The organism is Thalassotalea nanhaiensis, from assembly GCF_031583575.1.
Lineage (GTDB): Bacteria > Pseudomonadota > Gammaproteobacteria > Enterobacterales > Alteromonadaceae > Thalassotalea_A > Thalassotalea_A nanhaiensis.
Window position 1 is genome coordinate 707,335 of the sequence record NZ_CP134146.1, and the last position, 21,239, is coordinate 728,573.

At 38.4% G+C, this 21,239-nt stretch carries 12 protein-coding genes; 2 read left to right on the forward strand and 10 right to left on the reverse strand.

Features of this window, described 5'->3' with window-relative positions; all coding sequences use genetic code 11:
* Position 1: 1 nt before the first annotated feature.
* Both RI845_RS03230 and RI845_RS03235 read left to right on the forward strand, forming a co-directional pair.
* Positions 2-1,867 carry a LamG domain-containing protein gene (locus RI845_RS03230; RefSeq protein WP_348388322.1) on the forward strand — a complete coding sequence of 622 codons (1,866 nt, stop codon included), beginning with the start codon at positions 2-4 and terminating at the stop codon, positions 1,865-1,867.
* Positions 1,868-1,893: 26 nt separating this feature from the next.
* A complete protein-coding gene (locus RI845_RS03235; RefSeq protein WP_348388323.1) occupies positions 1,894-2,457 on the forward strand; it encodes an RbsD/FucU domain-containing protein in 564 nt (187 codons plus the stop codon).
* Between the two features lie 110 nt (positions 2,458-2,567).
* On the opposite strand, the gene RI845_RS03240 is transcribed toward RI845_RS03235, so the two are convergent.
* The 10 genes from RI845_RS03240 to RI845_RS03285 form a co-directional block, all read right to left on the reverse strand.
* The gene (locus tag RI845_RS03240) at positions 2,568-4,016 is read right to left on the reverse strand and encodes a sulfatase (protein WP_348388324.1); all 1,449 of its coding nucleotides are present in this window, start codon (positions 4,014-4,016) and stop codon (positions 2,568-2,570) included.
* 14 nt (positions 4,017-4,030) lie between these two features.
* Positions 4,031-6,091 (reverse strand): beta-galactosidase, encoded by a 2,061-nt coding sequence (locus RI845_RS03245; protein ID WP_348388325.1) that lies wholly within the window; start codon positions 6,089-6,091, stop codon positions 4,031-4,033.
* Between the two features lie 17 nt (positions 6,092-6,108).
* Positions 6,109-7,986 carry a sulfatase family protein gene (locus RI845_RS03250; RefSeq protein WP_348388326.1) on the reverse strand — a complete coding sequence of 626 codons (1,878 nt, stop codon included), beginning with the start codon at positions 7,984-7,986 and terminating at the stop codon, positions 6,109-6,111.
* Positions 7,987-8,296: 310 nt separating this feature from the next.
* Positions 8,297-9,667 (reverse strand): MFS transporter, encoded by a 1,371-nt coding sequence (locus RI845_RS03255; protein WP_348388327.1) that lies wholly within the window; start codon positions 9,665-9,667, stop codon positions 8,297-8,299.
* 16 nt (positions 9,668-9,683) lie between these two features.
* Entirely contained in the window at positions 9,684-10,694 is a 1,011-nt protein-coding gene (locus tag RI845_RS03260) for a LacI family DNA-binding transcriptional regulator (RefSeq protein ID WP_348388328.1), read from the reverse strand.
* Positions 10,695-11,005: 311 nt separating this feature from the next.
* Positions 11,006-13,939 carry a TonB-dependent receptor gene (locus RI845_RS03265; protein WP_348388329.1) on the reverse strand — a complete coding sequence of 978 codons (2,934 nt, stop codon included), beginning with the start codon at positions 13,937-13,939 and terminating at the stop codon, positions 11,006-11,008.
* A gap of 527 nt (positions 13,940-14,466) precedes the next feature.
* Positions 14,467-16,146 carry a sulfatase gene (locus tag RI845_RS03270; RefSeq protein ID WP_348388330.1) on the reverse strand — a complete coding sequence of 560 codons (1,680 nt, stop codon included), beginning with the start codon at positions 16,144-16,146 and terminating at the stop codon, positions 14,467-14,469.
* Positions 16,147-16,154: 8 nt separating this feature from the next.
* On the reverse strand, positions 16,155-17,798 hold the full coding sequence (locus tag RI845_RS03275) for a sulfatase (protein WP_348388331.1): 1,644 nt from the start codon (positions 17,796-17,798) through the stop codon (positions 16,155-16,157).
* A 14-nt stretch (positions 17,799-17,812) separates the two neighbouring features.
* Positions 17,813-19,396 carry a sulfatase gene (locus RI845_RS03280; RefSeq protein WP_348388332.1) on the reverse strand — a complete coding sequence of 528 codons (1,584 nt, stop codon included), beginning with the start codon at positions 19,394-19,396 and terminating at the stop codon, positions 17,813-17,815.
* A gap of 20 nt (positions 19,397-19,416) precedes the next feature.
* A complete protein-coding gene (locus RI845_RS03285) occupies positions 19,417-21,075 on the reverse strand; it encodes a right-handed parallel beta-helix repeat-containing protein (RefSeq protein WP_348388333.1) in 1,659 nt (552 codons plus the stop codon).
* Between the last annotated feature and the right edge of the window lie 164 nt (positions 21,076-21,239).

The following is a 21,239-nucleotide window of genomic DNA, read 5'->3' on the forward strand; positions in this document are numbered from 1 at the left end:
TATGAAGATATCGACATTTAACAAAACAGTCATTGCACTATCTCTGGTGGGATCGTCATTAGTCGCGGGTGTTAATGCACAGGAAACGAATAGTGAAAATAACCAAGGCGCCTCGTGGCGTTTCCTCAGCCTTGCCGACTGGCATTGGGCTGAAAAACATATTATGGGTGAACGCTTCAAAGATTACCCAGCATCAGTTGATCAAAACATTGATACATTAAAGTTGATGAAGCGTGACTTTGGCGGCGATCTTATTATTTTGCCAGGCGACAGTAACGGTGGTCATTGGGATACGCCTAAATTTATAAAGAAATTTAATGCTAAATTAACGCCAAAGCAGTCTATTTTACAAGCTGGAAAGCTTTGTTATGAAGGCATGATAGATACCTTTGAACGCGGTGGTTATCCAAACTTACTGATGGCAGTAGGCGATCATGAAGTCGGAGATAACCCTTGGCCTGTTGGATCGGATGTATCTAAATACCAAGCTGAATTTAGAGAAAGTTTTGCTAATGCATTTAACTACACAAAAGATGGTAGTGAGTTTAAGTTCAATGAAAAAATTGGTAGTGCAAACTCAAGACCTTTAGGAACAAAATATCAAGATACATCTTATGCTCATCAGCATAAAAATGCATTATTTGTCACCATGGATGTGTTTCATCAACAAGATTATCAAACATCGCTTGGTGAGCAAGGTACAGTAACTGGTACCGTTGTTGGACCACATTTACAATGGCTAGAGTCGGTATTGTCTGAGGCGCGTAAAGACTCTTCGATAAAGCATATATTTGTGCAGTCGCATTTACCCGTAATTTACCCTGTTCGCAAAGTAAGTAGCAGTGGCATGCTTATCGATAATGGTATCGATAATCCGTTTTGGCAATTAATGCGAAAGTACAACGTTGATATTTATTTTGCTGGCGAAGTGCATGCCAATACGGTAACAAAAGATCCTGAATCAGACTTACTACAAGTGGTAACACGTGGAAATTTCTTTACCAACTTCCAAACCATAGATGTTAGCGATGATAAAATTGATATGACCTTGTATCGTCATTATGGCGAGGATACCTCGGATGGAAATTACCGAGAAGCAGGAACATTAAGCGTTGATAAATCTGAATCCAAAACAGTTATTAAGGCAACCGGTGAGTTGGCATTGCTTGAAACAAAATCAAAACTTCTGAATTTTGATTTTGAGCAAGATTTTGCTGAAATCGATCGCCCAATAAATGGACTTAGCGAAAAGAAAAGCAGTTATGTTATCGATGGCAAACGTGTAAATAGAACAATTGCCAATAATGGCAGTTTTGGTAGCCAGTATGACGCACTACATCACAAGGTTGCTATTGTAGCAAGCAAGAATGGTAATGCAGGGCAGTTTTCACAAGATTCACGTATGGCGGTTTTTGCCATGGGGCCACTGCAAGGAAAACATGCTGTCGCATATGAGTTGTCTTTTAAAACAGACTCTAAAGCGAACCAAATACTCATTAATACCGCAACTATTTGGGGCAATAGAGCTAGAGACTTTCTAAATTTATACCTAGATAACGGTGTGGCAACGGTTGCTATATCAGATAAAAAAATGCTTAAAGCTGACTCGAATAAACTCAACGATGGCAAGTGGCATCGCATTAAGGTGAGCATGCCACATGACAACGCTAAACTGTCGCAATTAATTATTGAAATAGATGGCAAAATTGTGAGTGCAAACCAAACCGGCGGTGATGCACCAATCAAGCTAAATCAAAGTATGCGTTTTACTGTTGGTGGCAAAGGTTATAGCAGTAATGCTTTGAAAACAGTGCCAGTTAAAAACTTCATTGGTTTAATTGATGATGTATCACTGTGGACGCTATAAAGAATAAAAATAAAAGGTAAACCAAGATGAAAAAATTTACTTTATTACTTAGTGGTGCACTGCTTATTGCCTCTGCTCTGGCGCCGAACTTAGTGTCAGTAGCAAACGCTGCAGAAGAGCAACAAGATTGGCGTAGCGAGCTTGCTAACAATCTGCCTGTGCTTGGTCATCGCAATTTTATTGTTATTGCCGATTCAGCCTACCCGCAACAAAGCAATCCGGGTATCACCACAATTTATACTGGCGAGAGCCAAATTGCCGTGGTTAAAGAAGTTCTTAAAGCTGTCGAAAGTGCCGCACATGTAAATGGTACTATCTATGTCGACAAAGAGCTAAGTTATGTTGCTGAGCATAATGCCAAAGGTATAAGCGAATACAGAGAAACACTTGATAAAGTCTTAGCTGGTAAAGATATTCAACGCTTACCGCATATGGATATTATTAAGAAGTTAGATGCCAGTAGTGATCTATTTAACGTATTGATTTTAAAAACAGACTTAACCCTACCTTATACCTCGGTGTTTATCGAGTTAGGTGCTGGTTATTGGAATGAAAAAGCAGAAACTGAACTAAGAGAAAGTATGAAGTAGGGGAGCTTACTTTACGCTCTATTAGCTGACGTTATGAGGGTTAAATAACGTTAAAAAGCCAAAATCGAATAGTGATATTGGCTTTTTTGGCTGTAGAGTCGTAATGCAAATTAGGGCTTATTCCAAACCACTTTACTCATCTTTCCTAAAAAGTCTTTAATCAAACTGGCATATTTGGCGTCACTTGCTAAGTTATTCCACTCATGTGGGTCTTGTTCAAGGTCATACAAATGCAGTTCGCCGTCTTTCATTTGGGTAAAACGATACTTATCAGTTATCACGCCATGACTACCTTTAGCGCTAGTATGGGCAATATTTTGCCAATCAACTTCTTCATTGTGAAGTAAAGGCACAAGGGACTTACCGTGAAGTTTAATGTTTTTATCTATCTTGCTGCCAGTTAGCTCCATAAGTGTCGGATAAATATCAATATTTTGAACAATATTTTCTACAACTTGGCCACCTCTGGTGCTCGGGGTTTTAATCATTAGAGGGCTGCGCAATGAAATAAGAAATGGTGTGTTTTTACGCCATAGACCGTGGTCGGTAAGGTGGTAGCCATGATCGCCCCAAACTACGATGACAGTGTTTTCATATAAGCCTTCTTCTTTTAGCGCTTGGATTACTTTACCCATTTGAGCATCGGCATAGGTGGTGCTGGCCATATAGCCTCTGATAAGCTTTTGAGCAGTTTTATCATCTACACCTTCGTTCCAGCCATGGTCTCTAGTTTTACTTTTGTATTTCTCCATATCAAAAGCTGCTTTTGCGCCTTTAGGAAAGGGGGCAAGTTTGCCTGCATCTTCTGGGTACATATCAAAATATTTTTTCGGTGCTACCCAAGGCATATGAGGACGAGCAAAACCACTGGCGATCATAAACGGTTTGTTTTTATCGCGTTTATTTTTAATAAAATCGATAACATCCTTCGCTACCTTGCCATCGTTTAATATCTCATCAGGGCCATCAACTGCAGCATACATAAGTGAGCCTGGGCCTGCGCCTTTGTCTTTATAAATTTGGATTTGGTCTTCACGACCGCCCATTTCAACAATTTTCTTTAATATTTCCGGACCACCATCTTGAATTTTTCCCCAAAATTTACCACCAATATCCCAAGATGACTTATCGTTACCTGGTATTTTTCCGTGATAAAGCTTGCCGCGCGTTGCCGTCCAATAGCCATTGTCTTTTAACACACCCGGCCATGTATCTTGTTTTGCAATAAGCTTTGGGTGTTTATTGTCTTTCCAATTGTCGCTTTGTAAATCAAAACGCACGCCGGTCAACATTGAAGCACGTGATGGGTTACATAATGGATAGCTGACGTAAGCTTTGTTAAATAATACGGAATCTTTAGCGAATGCGTCCAGGTTTGGCGTAATAGGCTCAGGCTCACCATAAGCACCAATTAGCGGCCTTAAATCATCAAAGGCGATAAAGAGTATATTAGGTTTGTCATGACTCTTTTGTTGCTTGCTATCTTCGGCATTTGTGCTTAAACAGGTGAACAATATTGCCAAGGCAAGAATGGCTTTCGACTTAAAAAATATTTTCATGAGTATGCCTTTTGTTATTCGTTTTTATTTTCATTGTTGGCTCTAGTTTCGTATAGGCTATAGCCAATCTTCCTAATAGCTTCTATGGTCTCAGGGTAGGGGGTGTCAGTTATATCTACTAAAGAAACTTGATAGTTTTCACCATCGCCTCTACCGGTTAGGGCCTGTGAGCGATATTGAAACCAATGCGTGCCAACAAATAATGGATTATTTAACGCACCTAACACGTATTCGTAATAGTGTTGTGCCCGCTCTTCTTGGCTTGATACTTCTTGTAACCCCGTACTAAACATACCTCTATCCATAGCGCCAAAATGAAACTCAGTTGCCATAAGAGGTTTGGTTAATCCTTTGGCCTTACTGGTGAAGTCACGAATAGTTCTGCGGTATAAGTTATATGAAATTACGTCGGTATGTTTTTCTGCGGCTCGCAATACCATAGCGTTTACATCGCCATGCAATCGGCTACCTAGGTACAAATGATTAGGGAATACGCTTTTTACCGCTTGGCGACAGATTTTAAAGTACTGGTCAGCCATTTGCTGATAAAACCATGTGGCATCTTCTTTAAACTGGTTAAATGTCAGTTTATTACGACTCGTTAAAATATCATTAAATGATGAAAATTTTGTTTGCCAAGTGTCATTTAGCTCGCCAATAGTTTTGTATTTTTTTTGCAGTGCATCGACAAAATAGATTTTAGCTGGCTGGTCTGCAGGTGCATTGCTAATTATAGTTGCGTAGCTAATTGGTCCCATCCAGTGCAATTCATTATTAACGAAAAAACCAAGGTTCCATGGTGAGTCGCCATGCTCATGGCGCTGTTTATTTTTTAACTCTTCAGTAATATTGCGGCCAAAGTCTTTATCCCAAGGGTCGGGCATTTTTTCTTCTAACATGCGACTTTTGTAATGCACGGCAATGGTAAAAGGCGTTTGCTGTAAGGCGAACCCGCTTGGATCAGACCAATTTGCAAAGGTATTTAGGCCCCAACTTTTTAACCGCTGATGATTGCGTTTGTTGGTTGTCTCTTGCCAGTTTTTTCCGAATTTTCGGTATAAGTTCGCTTTGGTAAAATCAAAGCGTGTCCCTCGACCTTTACTATAAAAGTCTTGGTATTTACTATGTTTGCTTGGTAAGTCTTGGAAGTAATGTTCACGTCCTGCAATTAAAGTATTTGCGCCATGATAGCCTACCCCTGTAACCCCATGAGACCAAAATAAGTAACCGTCAGGGTCAACAAACCACCATTTACCATCAATTTGTTTTGTATAGAAATAGCCGGTAGCTTTTTGCTTTGGACCATTGAGCCAACCGCCCCATTTTGAGCGATTACCAGGCCCAGGATGTGCTTTTAAATCGTCAAGTTCTTGTTGTTCTCTTTCAATAAAATCGAGTTCATTGTTTAACTTTCCAGGGTACTTGCCATGTAAATATTGCCCGTACTTATCAATAAATGGAAAGGGGATTTCTTTTTTGTTATCAAAGATTTGATCGTAACGAAATGGCTCTATGTGCTGAACAATATAAGAGCCCTGTGCCGATATATAGTCGCGTACATTAATTGCCGAGAATGAAAGCTTATTAATATTACTAATATCTATGCCATCCCATTTGATCATTTGGGTATTAGGGCCGCCATTCATCTTTTGATATTGTGGATAACGCTGAGCAAAATCTTTGGCTGTGATATAAAAATAGACCAATAATGTTTTGCTTTGTTGTGGTTCTAAATAAAGAGAATTATCAATTTCTTGCCACTTTTCTGAATTTGGTGCATCGAGTGTGATTAACGGCATAATGCGTGCATTGGAGATATTTTTAATCGATACTTTTAGGCCATGATAGGCAGAAAAATCCCAGGTTTTACCATTACTAGGGCGAAGTATGACAGCAGCGCCTTTGCTGCTGTTCAACGTTATTGTGAGTTGTTCGTTTTCGCTAAATTTAGCATTTGCCTTATAGTTATGCAGCTTTGCTGATTGCCAGTCAAACTCATTAGCAAGCGCTTTGGTAGAGGTAAGTAATACCAAAGCGACGATAATTGTTAGGTAAACATTACTTAATTTATTCATTGCTAAACCTATGGCAGTTATTTTTGTGAGATATACTGCCAGCGTTCAAATAACCAACTATCAATTTTAAAGGTATCACTACCGCGTACTGGTGCTTTTACCGTTAAGGATTTTGGTATCGGGAATACTTTACCGGTATGTTCATGAATAAATGCGGCGATATTCAGTATCTCTACCTGAATCAAGCGGTTTTCTTCGTTTGCGATCAACTTTGTTAGCGGCTCAACTGGTTCAATCGCCTGTTGGAGCGTTAAATATTCAATCGCACGAGCTTTCACTAATGAGCTTTTTGACGAAGCGAGCACTTCCTTAACCTTGCTGATAAGATGCTTGCTGTCTTTAGCAAACCAGCTCAAGTTAATAAGCGCCCAAATTTGTTGCTCACTGGTACCTTTTTTAAGATAAGAAATAAGCTTGTCTTCAACGCTTTTAAATGGCTCTAACTGCATATCTGCTAAAGTAATCAGTTCATTTATACGTGCTTTTTGTTGTTGTCCGTATGCAAAGGCATTGCCTTCACTTTCTTTTAGCCAAACAGACTCTGGTAAGAATCCAAGATCAGGTAACGTTTTAACCGTTTGTTGTAACTGGCTACGAAGCGATAATAGCGTTTCTTGAAACTGTTTTTTACCGGCTAGATTAACCGTCTCATAAGGATCGGCGTCCATATCAAAAAGAAGCTCTGTACCTGGGGCTTCAAAAAATGCCCCCTGAATCGCACTTAACTTGCCTTGTTGATGCATGTCTTTCCACTGTTTAAACGCAAGCTGACGATAACGGTAATAGGCATGTAAACTATCGCTATAATATGGCTGGTAGTGACGAATATACTTATATTTACCCACACGTATACTGCGCACTAGATCAGATTTTTCATCAAAACGGTCGGCATGGCCAAAGGTTACATTGCGCTTATTAAGTTCATCAATAGATAAGGCTGGTGCTAAGAATGTTTGCCCATCCATTTGCTTATCAGCACTGATTCCGGCAAGCGCTAACATGGTTGGGGCAAAGTCAATGAAACTAACAAATCCATCTACTCGAACATTATCTTTACGTAAGCCTTCGCCAACTAAATGCTTAAAGTTTTCTGGCACTCTAACTACCAAAGGTACTGATAGACCACGGTCGAACAGGTAGCCTTTGCTTCCAGGTAATACACCACCGTGATCGCCAAAATAAAAGATAAAGGTATTTTCAAGTTCGCCATCTTGTTTTAATTTTTCGATAACGCTGCCTATTTGATTATCGGCAACGACATGATTATCCAACGTTTTCGCCATGGTATAACGAAACGTTTTTGTATCAGGGTAAATCGGTGCTAAAGTAACTTTTTCTGGATCATGCTTGGTCTTGCGATTATCAATTGCGCCTTGTTTAAAATGAAGTTTACCTTCGTGGGTAATAGCAAAGGTTTGCATATGAAAAAACGGTTGGCCGGGTTTACGGTTACGCCAGCTGGCCTTTTTTGATGACTCATCCCAAATATTAGCATCAGCTATAAAGTTATAATCTGTTTTAGCGTTATTAGTTGTGTAATAGCCTGCTTTTTGCAAGCTTTTGTTGAACGTTGTAAAGCCTTGTGGCAAAGCGACTTCTTCAAAACCGCGGTGTTGATAGGTACCTAATTTTGGCCCGTAAATACCCGTTGCCAAAGTCGTTCTTGCCGTAGAACATACAGGTGCATTAGAAAACGCATTGTTAAATGTTAATCCATGCTCTGCTAGTTTCTCAACGTTTGGCATTACTGCACCACCTTCATCATACAGCTTGAGATAGTGCTTAGAATTATCTTCACTTACTAACCAAAGGATATTAGGTTTTTCGGCTGAACTAGCATGTGTAAGTGCAGATGTCATAGTCAAAATAGTGACTATCAAAATTTGAAATTTCATTTACTTACCCTGTTTTCTTGCTTATGAGAAATACTATTATGTATGAATTATATGATAAATGGTTGGGCGATGAAATGCTAGTTTTGTAAATAAACAGTAAATGTGAAAATAAGCATAACCTGAACTTGGGATAACAACTTGCTTTCTACCTGCTGTTATTCCTTATTACTACGTTAAATTTATTTGCAATAGACCAGCTATTGACGCACAAATTTGCCTTGTATTAAGAAACAACATCAAGCTAGAACCATAAAAATATCGAATTTTATAAATTACAGCACGCTAACTAACTTCTTATCCCGAGTTCAGGTTACGTATCTTTATGGGATTTTTGGTACTTGTTTAACAAAAATACGGCGAGCATGCTTGGAATGATAGTGCCAAGGCTTAATATTAATTTCATTGATAGCAAGGCATTGCTTGATTGAGCATTAGCTAAACTGGCATCAAAACCAATTATATTTAAACTCATGCCACTGGCTAATAATGCAAATATAATACTTAACGCTACTACCCATTGGTATACGGAAGCAAAACCACCTTGGCGGCTTATCTTGTGAGTTTGGTGATCTTGATCGCTAGCTTGTGCAACCAATGCAGGGATAATAATGGTCATCGAAGTCCAAATCGCAGAACATAATATTGGATCAAGCAATATCAACCATTGTACGCCAGGTGTGTATATAAACCATTTTGCCCCCCCACCAATGGCAGTCATAATAAAAATTATTTTAAGTGTGGCTAACTTGCCAATGCGTCTGGAAAACCAAGATACAATAGGGATATAAATGGCTGCTATTATTGCATAGCCCATAGAAAGTACGGCTTTCCATACCGCCCCGTCGCTGATATTGCCATCGAACATATAATAAACGAGTACGTAATAGTCCATTTTTGCAGCATAAGCGCCAATCCCCAATTGAATGAAGATAATGACAAATACCAGTCGCATTAAATGCGATTGCATAATAGATTTTACATTTTCCACAACAGTAAAGTTATTATGTGGATGGTTAATGGGTTCAACGCTATTTTCTTTCACATACAGAGCAGGCAACATACCAATGATGCCAATAACAAAAATAGCGGTAAACCAACCAACAGCTTTAATGCCAACAAAGGTGCTGGAGAATATAGTTAAGGTAGCAAGTGGATACAACCATTGATTGCTCATTGAGGCCAGCTTGATGAAATACGAGTTGGTTTCCATCACTTTTATACGTTGGTGAGCGTCTTTGGTTATCTCATAAGATAATGAAGTTAATGGAACGCTATAAAAGGAAGCTGCTGCATAAAATAATAATGAAATAACAAAAAAGTACAGTAGTTGGTTATCTGTAGACCAATGTTCAGGAACCATCCACATTAAACCGAAAAGCGAAGCACTTAGCCATGCTGATACAAATATAAAAGGGCGTCTACGGCCAAATTTACTGGTGCAGTTATCAGATAATTTACCAACCCATGGTGCTAAAAATGCAGAAAAAATTATCGGTATGGTTAAGGTAATACTAAACAAGAAAGGGTCTACGCCAAGCGTCATTTGATAAAAAGGTATGGCTAAAATTTCACAAGCTTTCTCTAAAAAAAGCAAACAGAAAAAGCCGCTGCCTAACGCAAGTTTTTGAGAAAGCTTGAGTTCACTGTTTTCTGTATTATTAACGCGATTGAGGCGAGTCATTGCAACTTGCTAGTAGTTATTTGGCACAAAAGTTTGCCACTGAATCTCTCTCAATGAGGTGTGGCATAAATAAATGTGTTCGCCCATTTGGTTCTGGATTTGTAGACAGTTCAATGGCTAAATTAGTAGCAAACTGGGCCATTTCTCTTACTGGGTAGTGCATAGTAGTAAGCTGTGGAATACAAGCAACAGAAATCAACATATCATCAAAACCAATTACCGAAATATCTTCAGGAACGCGTATGCCGCGAGCATTTAGTTCATGAACAGCACCAATCGCCATATTATCGTTATAAACCAATAGGGCAGTGAATTTTTTATCTTTTTTGAATAAGGCACTAACAGCTTCCTTACCGCCTTCCATATCGGCAGTAGCACCATATTCAATCATTGAGTTATCTAATTGGATATTGGCGTTATTTAAAGCTGTGTGAATCCCTTCAAGGCGAAGAAGTGAATCAGGGTTTGAATCTTTACGAGTAATGACTGCAAAATTGGTATGGCCTTTCTCTAAAAGGAAGGAGCCGGCTTTTTGTGCACCTAAGTTATTGTCTAACCAGATACATCGATGTGGTATTTCGGCAATAAAGCGATTAATGAAAACCAAACCTGATATTTTTTCCGCCAAGGTAACTAAAGTTTCATCACTACAATGTTGAGAATGAAAAACTATGGCATTGCAGTGATGTTGCACCAATGAATCTATTGCATCAAGCTCTGCTTGCTCACTGCCTTGTGCGTTACTAATTAATACTCGGTAGTTTTTTTCTATTGCCGCTTCTTCAGCGCCACAAGCTAAAGTACCAAAAAATGGCATAGATACTTTTGGAATAACTACACCGAGTGAGTTAGATTTTTTATTTACCAATGCTTGTGCATTAATATTTGGTCGATAACCTAACTCATCAATAACTTTTTGAACTTTAGCGCGGCACGCATCGCCAACTTTTCCCTGTTTTCGAACAACCCGAGATACGGTAGAAATGGATACTTCTGCTACTCTTGCAACGTCTTTTATTGTGACCATTTATCTATTCCTTCAGACTGTTAAAAGCGCCATTAGTGGTATTCTAAATAACCCTTCCCCTAGCAGGGAAAATACTAGGACAACGTTACCAATAATTTTCCTATATAGCCAGAAAATTAATAGAAATTGATATTAATAACAGTCGGTTGTATTTATTTTGGTAGTGCAGAATCGGCACCTAACGCTTTAATGATTTACAAAATTAGAGCAAAAAAAAGCTAACTTAAAAAAGTTAGCTTTTTGACTTATTAAGAGCTAAGTCTTCAAGTTAAATCCACTCGATAGGGAGAATATCGAGTGGAATAATCATCTTAGAAGTTTGCTCTAACACCTGCATACCAGCTGATACCACGGTGAGTTTGTTCCAGGATGAAATTTGGGTGTGCTGTGCCAACTTTATCACTATAAAGGTTGCCAGAAGTTGTTTCTTCGTCTAACAAGTTTGCGGCTTGTGCAAAGACTTGAAAACTTTGGCTGACTTTGTATCTCAAGCTCAAGCTTAAGTTTTTGCTTGGCCATTGAACCGAAGCTTTGTCACCTTCTGGACGTGCTTGGTACTCTTGCTGATTAAGGTTTAATCTAGCATTGAATTTTCCGCCGTAATCATAAGTAAGCGCAACGTTATAAGTACTGTCTATCCAGCCAAGCGGTTGGTAGTACAACTCAGTAGGTCTATCTAATGGTCCATCACCAGGCTCTCTTGGGTTGTAATCTTGTTCCGCATCATAGTAGAAATCCATGTAGTTACCAGACAGAGCGAAGCCTTTTAAGTACTTGGTAATTCCACCTAGGTTTTGTCTAAATGAGAATTCTACACCAGATACCGTACCGCCTTCAGCTTTAACTTGAGATGTTACTGGTAAAGCCAATGGATTGCCATCTTGATCAAACATGCCCTCTGCAGGAATATAATTTGCACCTGTCTCATAAATACCATCAAGATCTTTATAGAAGCCTGCTAATGCATAGTAATCCCATCTAGTCGGGTAATACTCGAACGAAATATCCGCTTGTTTAGACTCGATAGGGTCTAAATAAGGGTTACCTGCCCGACCTAAAGATCTACTGTTTGTTGGTTGATTCTCGTCAAAGCCATTGTCATTTAATGCAACACTTGAATTAATATCACCTAAGCTTGGGCGTATAATCGCTTTACCTGCGCCAATACGAATTACCACATCGTCAATTAATCTTAAGTTAACGTTCAATGTTGGTAATATGTCTTCATATTCGTTTTTCTCTGTTGCCCATTCTAACTCACCAATAATAAGTTCAAACTCATTCATGGTTTCATCTGTTGGTGTTAAATAGAATGGACTTTGCCAGCTCGAAGATTCGAGTTCAGTTTTATAATAACGAAGACCAAACGTACCATCATACCATTGGCCTGCGAAGCTTGTTTGAACGTAGAATGCAGTGGTGTTTTCTTCCAGTTCATAGCTTTCTATTTTATCGGCATCATCCATTACTCTTGCTGGTAAATATTCAGCTTTATCACTTAATATTTGCCCAGGGTTGAAAGCAAAAATTTCATCATAGCCTTTAATCTTAGTTAACTTTTGAAAAGGCTTTGTGGTAATAGTACGGTTTAGTGCGTGAAAATCAACATCACTGATTTGATCCCAGTTTTCGGTATTTTGATCATATTTTTCACTATCAGCGATATGGTCTTTGGTATTTTCTGAGTACCTTGCGCCCACTTTAAATTGGTGGAAAATGCCAAATTCTGTATCCCAAGTTATGTCAAACTTAACTGCAGAAACTTCACTTTCCATAAAGTTATGACCATTACTAAGGCCTTCAAAGTTCCATAGGTCTGGGTTATTCATTACATTGGTTAATTGGCTTTGATCTAATTCATACGTATCTGGGTTAAATGCATTGCCATCACTAGGCTCACTACCTAAATACTCAAAACCATATTCGTCATTATAGTGATCAAACGCAAGATAATGATTCATGTTAGCAGCATATTTACCATTACCTGCACGCCAACTGTAAAAACGATCTGCGGTTGAGCGAGACACATCAAAATTAAGATGTAAATCGTCAGTTAATTGATATTTAGTATTAATACCAAATACTTCCGTTTCGTCGTTGTTTAATACGTTCGCATCCCATTTACCCAAAGAATTCACACTTGCGATGCCACTCATAACGTAATGTGTATCAGGGTCAATATCTGCCATTGTAGGGTCAACATGGGATACACCACTTGCTAATCCCCAATGGCTCATGATTGCCATATCCATGGTGTAGTCATAAGTAGAAGTTAGGTAATCAACACTAACCATTAAATCATCAGTGGGAGCCCATTGAGCGGCAGCAAATATAGATTCTTGTCTAATGTCAAATTTCTTAGAACTAAGTGTTGATGCTGGGTTAGCGATTTCATCATTAACCCCATCATCATTCCAATCGGTTAACCAGCCCATATTGGTAACTAGCTCGCCATTTTTAATGCCTTCGATGTAACGAATATCATCTCTAAATGAACCACCAATAGAAACAGCAATATCGTCGGTAATATGGTGACTTACTAAAGCTTGAAGATTTCTACCGTATTTATCGTTGTCAGTTAACTCTTTAAAAAGGTGTGCATCCTCTTCTTTGGCAGAAGTTAAATCATCGTAAAGCGTATTACTATTAACCGTCGCAGAGATAGTTCGGATGTTTTTGTCCACCTCTAATGGTTTAAAGGTTTCCATATTTATGTGGCCCGCGATACCACCCTCTAATGAGTCAGCTCTTGCGGTTTTATAGACTTGTGCTCTACGAATACTTGCCGACGGGAATAAACTTAAGTTTACAGAGCGAGAGCCAAATGAACTCACAATTTCACGGTCATTTAATGTGGTTAGCGTATAAGCACCACCCATACCACGAACAGATATTGTATTACTACGACCTCTATCTTGGTTACCTGTTACACCAGTTAATCTTTCTAGTGATTCAGCAATACTTTGATCAGGTAAAGCACCAACTTCTTCTGCTGATAAGTTATCTGAGATGGTATTGGCGAACTTTTTCATGTTAATGGCTGCAACTTCACTCGAGCGCATACCACCAACGGTAATTACTTCGATTTCATCTTCTTTAAGTGCAGCTTCTTTTTCGGCAGCTTTTTCTTTTGCTGTTTTTTCTGCTGTTACTTCAACTGCTTCAGCTTCTTCAGCAAAAGCATATGAAGGAGCTTGTACTGCAATTGCTGCAAGTAATGCTAAACATAATTTGGACTTTTTCATTTTTTTCCCGCCTTGAATGCATCAAGTTATCGTTTGTTTTGTTATCTTTTTCTTCGCAAACTTTTTTTTCAAACTTTGTTATCTCAATAATTACAATAAGTAATTCAAAACAGAGAAAAACAATAGGTAGGGAAAACGTTACCATAGGCTTTTCGCTGTGGCAACATTTATGTTACTTATCTTATAAATAAATTAATTTTTTATTAACCTCTCTGCAACGTTGTTTTTTTGTGTTTTTTCGTATCTCCTTGAAAAGATTGTGTTTTTTGTATTTGTTGTATTTTTTTGTATTTTTGGTTTATTTATTAATTAATATAAAATATGAGGAATAGGCGGCTATTTAACGTTTTTTCATACAAAAACATGCCAGAGGTTTAACAAGGTGTTAACGCCGTGTGCAGGTAAAAGCATTATTGATTATTTAAACTTATAGCGCAAAAAATTTTCTGAAAAACCAAAAAGTCTAAGAAATTACACCTGAATATATAGGGATTGGTTCGTGTTAGTTCTATTTATTTGAGTACTGGTTATTCATGGTTAATGATATTGGTCATTTGGTTTTCCAGAATTTTTTTCTGTTGGCTATATTTTTTATCCTGCGCCAAATTATGCCATTCAAATGGGTCGTTTCTATGATCGTATAATTCTTCCTGGCCATCTTTATAACGAATATAGCGCCAATCTTTAGTGCGGTATGAATACGTTTGCTGCCAAATGTATTCATCTGGTAAGTCTTTAATTACTTTCACGTGCCACAATGCTTGTCGATTGGTACCAACCGCTAAGCCTTCAATAGGCGTATCTATGCCAACGCCCATTACTGTTAATGCACCTTTTGGACCTTGCCATTGCTTACTTGTGTCGGTTTTTAATAATGGCGCAATAGAGAAACCGCCTAAAGGAGCTGAACCTTTAGACATACTTGTTGAGCCTTTCAAGTTAGCAAGGTCAATAAAACTAGGGTACAGATCAACTAGTGAAATAGGTTGTTGTTGCTTTAATCCAGCGACACTTTTGCCTGGTACCTTCCAAAGCATAGGAACTTTAGCGCTTTCTTCCCATGGGGAGTTTTTATAAAGGTAATCTTTTTCACCAAATTGCCAGCCATGATCGCTAGTGAAAACAACTATGGTGTTATCTTTCAAGCTTGAATTATTTAATGCATCAATCACGATACCGAGTTGTTCGTCCATAAAGGCAATACAAGCGAGGTAGGCTTGGATAACTTTCTTTAATCCTTCTTCGTCATCTTCATAAGATTCTTGCAACGCCTTAAAATAAGACAAACCCATTTGTGTCATCGGGTAGTTGTCTTTAAAAAATGAATCATTAAGATCATTTTCTTTAATGGTAGGTAGCTTAATGCTTTCTAATGGAAACATATCGAAGAACCGCTTTGGAGCATAAAGCGGAGTGTGCGGGCGAACAAAACCAATCCCCATAAAGAATGGTTGTTTACTATTAGCCTTGGCAAGCTCTTTTAATTTATTACTCGCCCAAATGGCGTGTTGTTCATCTGGGAGTCGGTCGCGATTGTTTTCATCAACATAATTGAAAGGCATATGAGGGTAACCCCAGCCCGCTGCGTGTTTAACTTTATCAGTTTTACTTAAATTGAACTTTGGTACATCGGTTAATGGAGCGAATGAGCCGTCAACTATGTTAATGCTCCTAAACGGCTCTGGAACAGACGGGTGGCCAACAATTTTTTTGCCATTAAAGGCATGCGGTCCATAATTTATGCGCTCTGGTACGCCCCATTCATGCCAAAGTTTGATTTGATTTTTATGCAGTAATTTGCCCGTGCCAAGCATTTGGTAACCATTTTCTTTAAACAACTGAAGAAAGGTTTTGTTGTGCTTTAATACATGTTGTTTAGTTAATGGCGTCCAACCAAAATCTTTAGATTTGTGCGGATAAACACCGGTAAACAAGCTGTTTCGAGATGACTGGCACACAGGAGCATTTGTTTGCGCATTTGTAAATTGCACCGACTGAGCGGCAAGGGCATCAATGTTAGGCGTTTTACTTTGTGGATGACCACCAAATGTTCCTAAATAATCGTTCAGATCGTCAACAATGATAAAGAGCACGTTAGGCTTTTCAACTTTACTGCTAATACCATGCTCTGCTGCCAAAGCTTGTGAGCTAGTTGCCAGAAAAAAACTAATCAATAAAGCGCTTTTAAAAAAGTGTCTTATGCTCATTTTACTTCCTACAGTTGTTGGCCAATGATGGCACTAACTTCACTCTTTAGGGTTTTGATAATGTCTTTATATTGCTTGTTTGATGCTAAATTTTCCCACTCATGCGGATCGCTAGAATGGTCATATAGTTCTTCTTTACCGTTTGAATAATGAATATAACGAAATTCTTTGGTGCGGTACGAGTAGTTTTGTTTAGCGACACTTTTTTCTTTGCCACTGTTGGCATAATTACCGACAACAGTTAATGCGCCATTTGGACCTTGCCAACTGTCGGTTGTTGGAGCTTCAATAAATGGACGTAAACTAAAGCCACCTAATTTTCCACCTTTTTTATTATGTCGGTGATCGCCCTTTAACTGACCATAATCAACCAATGTTGGAAATATATCGATTAATGAAACAGGTTGTTCAACAGACGCATTGTTAATATTACTATTAGTAGCGGAACGAATAACTGGTCTTATAATCAGGGGAATACGTGCACTTTCTTCCCAAGGCGAATTTTTAAAAATGTAATTTTTTTCACCCATTTGCCAGCCATGGTCACTGGTGAACACTACCATGGTATTTTCATTTAATTCTGGGTTTGCTTCTAACGCAGTTATCACTTTACCCACTTGTTCATCCATAAATGTAATGCAGGCTAAGTAAGCCTGTAGAAAGTGCTTAATGGCAATTTCTCTATCACCACCGTAAGACGCTAATAATTTTTGATAATACTTTAACCCTTTGCCATTATCTGGAAAGTTTTCATTGAAATATGTGTCGTCAGTATCGTTTTTCATCCAAGGCGTTAACTCTATTGACTCAAGTGGGTACATGTCAAAGAAGCGGTCTGGTGCATAAAGTGGAGTATGAGGCCTAACAAAACCAACGCCCATAAAGAATGGTTGCTGTTTGTCTTTTTTGGCTAGTTCAGAAAATTTAGTTTCAGCCCACTGTGCATGAGCTTCATCGGGTAATAAATCACGATCGCTTTCACTGGCGTAACGAAATGGGACTTTTGTCCAGCCGTTTACCCAACCAGGTTTACCTTTTATACCAGGAGATATTCCACCTTCGGATAATCGCCCAAATGAACCATCAATAGCACCAATTTCTCTAAAAGGAGAGGGCACATTTTTGGTTGCTGTTAATTTTTCACCATCGAACATTGTTGGTCCATAATTATGCTTAACATTGTTGCCCCATTCTTGCCATTCTGGGGTCTTATTACCGTGCATTAATTTGCCAGTACCTAGAGTGTAATAACCATTTTCATTAAACATCTCCATTATCGTTTTGTTGTGCTTCAATACCGGATGTTTATATTTAGCTGTCCAAGCAAAATCTTTAGACTCATGTGGGTAAACACCAGTAAACAGACTATTTCGTGAAGGCTGACAAACAGGCGTATTGGTTTGCATATTCGTAAACCGTATGCCACTTGCTGCCAGTTTATTAATATTCGGTGTTTTTACTTGTGGATGACCACCAAACACACCTTGATAGTCATTTAAATCGTCTACAACAATTAAAAGGATATTAGGTTGCGCGTTGACTTGCTCTTTTGCTGTAATACCAGTTGAAAATGCACTTAGCATTACACAACCAAGGAAACTTACTTTTTTTACAAGTTTAGAGATTGATGTTGTTTTAATTATGTAACTCATGATTAACCTTGGTTTTATTTTGCATCTGCGGTTGCAGTCAAAAGCTTGGCTTTTAATGTGTGTTTAATGTTGTTGTATTCAACATTATCAGCCAGATTTGTTATTTCATTTTGGTCTATCTGGTTATGATAAAGTTCTTCTTTGCCGTTTCCATAAAGTATGTAACGCCAATCTTTAGTTCTAATCGCAAAGTTTTTCAGGCCTTTATCTCCCCACAGTTTTACGACCGTTAAGGCAAAGCGCTCATGTTTATCATTTCCGTCAATAAGCGCTTTAATTGACTTTCCACTTATGGGTAAGCCTTTATCATTTTTTCGGTTATCACCGCTTGCTTGGGCATAGTCCATAAAGGTTGGATATAGATCGATTAAACTAACAGGCTGATCTATGGTCTGTTTTTTCTTGGTTCGAGGGTCAAAAACAATTAATGGAATTTTAGTAGAGCGTTCCCATAAGTTATTTTTAAATAGGTTATTTTTCTCACCTAAGTTGTAGCCGTGGTCGCTGGTTAATACCACTACGGTGTTATCCTTATAGATACTGTTTTGCAATGCATCTAACACTTTACCTACTTGTTCATCCATAAAGCTAATGCTGGCTAAATAGGCTTGATAATAGGTTTTAAGTGCCAGCTCTTTATTTGGGTAAGATTCCATTAATTTTGTAAAATGCTTACGACCTAAAGATGTTTTAGGTACGTATAAGCTTTCAAAATGGGTATCGGCATCATCATTTTCGACAAACTCGGGTAGATTGATTGTATCTAAAGGATACATATCAAAAAATCGATCAGGTACCACAAGAGGGGTGTGCGGTCGAATAAAGCCAACACTTAAAAAGAATGGTTTTCGCAGCTTATTACGCTCAAATTCTTTAAGTTTATTTGCTGTCCAATCAGCGTACATCTCGTCTGGCAATGGATCTCGGTCTTGTTCATTTTCATAGTTGAACGGCTTTTTAAAACCGCCATAATACCAACCATTATGACCTGCTTTATTTCCCTTAGCTTCAACGTTTGGAACTTTTGAAAGCGGGATGAAGGTAGAATCTAAAGGGCCAATATCTTTATTGTAAGGTGAAGGTACATCAGGGTGCTGTGTTACTTTTTTGCCATCAAAAGCAAGCGGGGTGTAGTCTGGTCTAATGCCAAAGTCATCCCAGGCTTTTGGCCATTGATGATGAGTTAGCTTACCCGTACCAGCACTGTGATAACCATGATGACTTAACTGTTCCATAATCGTTCTGGAATTAGCTAACACTTTATTATGGCGCCAATTACCAAAGGCATATTGGCCAGATGCATGTGGCTGAATGCCCGAGAACAAACTTGCTCGAGATGGACTGCAAATTGGTGCGTTAGAATGAGCATTGGTAAACAAGGTTGCATGCTCGGCAAGTTTATCAATATTTGGTGTTTTTACCCCGATAGAGTTATTCATTACGCCAACAAAGTCATTTAGATCGTCAGCCATAATGAATAAAATGTTAACTGGTTTCTCTAGGTTTTCTTTAGCATTTTGAACGTCTTCACTTGCTAGAGATGAACAGGTCATTAGCAACGTAACGCTGGCAAGTGCGACCTTCGTTATTATTGTCATAAATTTTCTTATTATTTATTTTATTCGCTAATTTCTATCGCGCCCATATCAGGTTTGCCTTTGATAGGAGTTCCTAAAATGTCATGGCTTACTTTTAAAGCTCTGAACAAACCTTTTTTGTCACCTTCAATAAATGGAATTTCGATGCCTTTGTTGGCGACAAGTGCTTTATTTAAAGGGATGTAGTCGGTTAATTTTGTGCCGCCAGGATTGCTAAATTTAACATCGCCAATAACCGGAGCGCTGTCTTGAATAAGAATAGATTTAGGCCAAGTGGTATCTTTTAGGAAAATGTTATTGGTAAAGTTTACGTTTTTAATGTGGTTGATGCCTTTAGCTTCTGGGCGATATTGATCCCCTTTTACGGCTTTACTGTCACCAAGCACATGGAAAATATTATTGGCTATTAATGCCCCTTTAGACATACGAGTAACTGCCATTTTACTTAAAATATCTTCTTTAACATAAATGGTATTATTATAAATGTAGCTATTGAAAGGCCCATTATGTGGGTTGTTTTTACCAACAAAACCACTGAACCAAAATGTTTTACCCTCTTGGAAAGCGTTGTTTATTCCTTTGGTGCGGTAGCCATCATTAATACTGACGTTGTAGCGATAGGCATTGTTGTAATTGTTGCCTAAGATCTCGATAAAGCCGCCGGCATTGTTGGCGCTAATGTTGTATTGGAAAATGATGTTGTCACAATTAAAGTCTATGTGAAAACCGGCAGAGTCTGCTGGGCCATTCGCATTTAAAAATTTATTGTACTCAATAAGGGCGTACGATGTACCCCAGGTCCACATTCCGCTGCCACGGCCCCAGTTTCGCGTGTCTTTTGTGCTACCTGAGTTTTTAACTATGTTGCCATATACATGAACACTTTCACCGCCGCTCATTTGCATACCAGGGCCACCAACATCAAATACCTTGTTATTGCTCAGCGTGATGTTTTTGATACTTCCTTTAGGCCCATTTAACTTAATACCAGTATGAGCAACACGGGTTACTGTTGAGTTGTTTATGACAAGACCATCAAATTTACCGCCGTTACGGGCAAATGCGCGAATTCCCCAACCATAACTTTCGGTGCCATTGGCACTGCCGGTTTCTTTTTTAGAGCGGGTAACTCCAGGGTCGTTAAAGTAAACATCTTTTACTAATAAATTATCAAGCTTAATGCCTTGAAAATTCCCTTTTTTACTTGCCTCAAGCAATACACCAATACGCATAGTTGGTAGTTTGTTTTTGTTATTCTTTTGATATTTTTTTTCAATCCACTTATGCACGCCACCGGCATTCGCCGACACTTCAATATTACTTACATGAACATGTTGAGAATTAATGATACTGATACCGTTTAAAAAACCTTTAGAGTTGATGGCGACTCGGGCATCTTTGTTTTTGTCATCAGCAGCATAGGTAGTAACAATAATTGGTTGCTCACTGGTACCTCTTAAATTTTTAAGCTCAAGTTTGTTCCAAAACGTAGTCCCGGCAGCCAGCAATAATTTGTCTCCCGCTTTTAGATTCTTTGGAAATGACTTTCGAGGTAACTCCGCTGAGGTACCTTTATTACTGTCTTTACCTATTCCCGGGTGCACGTAGTAGTCAGTTGCCTGTACCGATAAGCTAAGCAAAAAGCTTGATAGTATTAATAAGCGTGAAAAAGCGTTCATTATTATAGACCTTAGGAATAAAGTTATTTGCTTGTCCTTTATACCTCTTCTAGTAGTATTAAATCAAGTATAGTATTATTTATAATATAATTATTAGTTGTATAAAATGATTAATGAACATAAGTAGAAATCGTTTCAGTTACATTTGTTTTTCAAAATATATC